The 2,484-nt window shown below is 77.6% G+C and carries 1 protein-coding gene and 2 pseudogenes; all 3 read right to left on the bottom strand.

What is annotated here, in order from left to right:
* Nucleotides 1-743: pseudogene (locus JNW87_RS37540) on the bottom strand (spermidine synthase); the annotation flags it as partial.
* Nucleotides 743-1,703, bottom strand: a pseudogene (locus JNW87_RS37535) (hypothetical protein). The pseudogenes JNW87_RS37535 and JNW87_RS37540, both read right to left, overlap by 1 nt.
* A 58-nt stretch (nt 1,704-1,761) precedes the next feature.
* Nucleotides 1,762-2,484, bottom strand: a 723-nt coding sequence (locus JNW87_RS37530) for an SbcC/MukB-like Walker B domain-containing protein (protein WP_305070486.1), incomplete at its 5' end; no start/stop codon positions are given.

Here is a 2,484-nt window from a genome sequence, read left to right as displayed (position 1 = left end):
CCGGCCGGGGAACCAGTCGCCGGCCGCCCGCCGGGTCAGCTCCGGCACCGGGGGCTCGACCCGGCCGGCCACCAGCACCAGGTTGCCGTAGCGCCGCCCGCGCAGCACCGCCGCGTCGCCGACCAGGCAGGCCCGGGGCAGCACCGAGCGGACCGTGGCGACCTGGGCCCGGGCGTGCCGCAGCGGCGGCCGTCGGCGATGTTGGCCAGGTACCAGCCGTCCGGCCGGAGCACCCGGGCCACCTCGGCGGCGTACTCCACCGAGGTCAGGTGGGCCGGGGTGCGGGCGCCGGCGAAGACGTCCGCGACCACCACGTCGTAGCTGGCGTCCCGGGTGGCGGTCAGGGTGGACCGGGCGTCGGCCACCCGGACCCGCAGCCGGGGATCGGTGGGCCAGGGCAACGCCCGCCGCACCAGCTCCACCAGGGCGCCGTCCACCTCGGACACCCGCTGGGTCGAGCCGGGCCGGGTCGCGGTGACGTACCGGGGGAGGGTCAGCGCGCCGCCGCCGAGGTGCAGCACCCGCAGCGGGGCGCCGGGCGGGGCGATCAGGTCCAGCGCGGCGGCCAGCCGCCGGACGTACTCGAACTCCAGGTGGGTCGGGTCGGTGAGGTCCACATGGGACTGCGGGGCGCCGTCGAGCAGCAGCGTCCACGAGCCCGCCCGGTCCGGGTCCGGCAGCAGCTCGGCCTGCCCGGTGTCGACCTGCTCGACCACCCGGTCGGCGTCGCGTCGGCGGCCCATCAGCGCCGGATCCCGCGGGCCGCCGCGGTCAGCACCCGGTGCAGCAGGCGGGCGTCGCCCAGCAGCCCGCGCAGTCGACGCTCCAGCCCGGCGATGGGGACGAGGTTCTGCGGGGCGCGCGGGTCCTTGTACGGGGTGGAGGCGAACCGGGGCAGGGTGACCAGGGAGAGGTCGGCCAGGCCGATCGCCTCGGCCGGACTCAGCTCCGCCGAGCACTCCATCCGCACGATGCCGGCCCAGGGCGCGCCCGCGGCCACCGGCAGCCGCAGGTACCACGAGTAGCCGCCCCAGGCGGTGCCGAGCCGGAACACCGGGGAGCGCTGGCCCGGGGCGAGCCCGGTCACCACCGCGGTCAGCCGGGCGTCGAGGTACTGGCTGTGCTGGGTCTTGATGTAGCCCAGGGTGCGCGGCAGCTGCCGGCGGCTGCGCAGTGGACCGTCCACCACCAGCAGGTCACCGTCGACCCGGGCGGCGTCGGAGACCGCCACCTCCAGCGCGGTCAGCGGGCCCTGCACCGCCGCCGGGAGCTTGCTCAGCTCACCGGTGCCGCCGACGCGGTGCACCGGGTAGTGGATCCGGCCGGCCAGGACGTCCTGGGCGGACGGACTGGCGGTGAAGAGGCCCCGGCCGACCCGGGCGCCGGCCAGCTCCGCCGCGCCGCGCTCCAGGTCGCAGCGGACCACCCCGCCGCGTACGAGGCGGCGATGCCGGGGAACGACCCGCCGTCGTCCTCGGCCGTCCAGACACTGGCGTCGATCCGGCGTACCCCGTCGACGAGCAGCACCACGTCCGGGGCGGCAGGTCCCGGCGGGCCCCGATCGCCCGCCAGTCCGTCGCCGGCAGCTCCACGTCCGGGTCGACCTGGGCGCTGCTCGGCGCCGCCGGGCCGCCCGCCGACGCCTCGAACGAGGCGCCGTACGCCGGGTCCCAGGCGTCGACGAAGAACCGGGGCCGGCTCACCGGGCCGCCACCCGTTCGTCCGCGACCGGACCACTCCGCCGCGCCGCACACCTCGCGCTCACAGGCCGGTCCGTTCGACGCGGGCCGTGCGGGCGTCCTTGCGGACCTCGTAGCGGACCGGGATCCGCTCCGCGAGGGCCGGCACGTGGGTGACCACGCCGACCATCCGGTCGCCGCGGGCGGCCAGGCTCTCCAGGGTCGCCGCGACGGTGTCCAGGGTGGCCGCGTCCAGCGTGCCGAAGCCCTCGTCGAGGACGATGGACTCCAGGCTCGCCGCGGTGGTCGACATCCCGGCGAGCTGCTCGGAGAGCGCCAGCGCCAGCGCCAGCGAGGCCTGGAACGTCTCCCCGCCGGAGAGGGTGCGCACCCCCCGGCGCAGCCCGGCGTCGTGGTGGTCGACCACGAAGAACTCGCCCTTGTCGTGCACCAGGTCGTACTGGCCGCCGGACAGCTCCCGCAGGATCCGCGACGCGCCGTCGACCAGCAGGTCCAACGCCTCGGCCAGCAGCCAGCGCTCGAAGTTGTTGGCCCGCAGGTGCCCGGCCAGGGCCCGGGCGACCCGGGCCTCCCGCTCGTGGCCGGCCCGCTGCTCGCCCAGCTCGGCGGCCTGCTCGCGCCGCTCCACCAGTCGCCGCAGCTCGGCCTCGGCGCGCTCCACCGCCACCGCGGCGGCCCGCCCCGGGTCGTCGGCGACGGCCAGACCGGCGGCGGTGAACAGGGCGGCGATCCGCTCCGCCACCTCGGTCGCCGCCGCCTGGGCCGCGGCGACCGAGTCGACCAG

It is taken from the genome of Micromonospora sp. ATA51, from assembly GCF_016802855.1.
GTDB classification, from domain to species: domain Bacteria; phylum Actinomycetota; class Actinomycetes; order Mycobacteriales; family Micromonosporaceae; genus Micromonospora; species Micromonospora sicca.
This window is presented reverse-complemented; position numbering and strand designations above follow the sequence as displayed.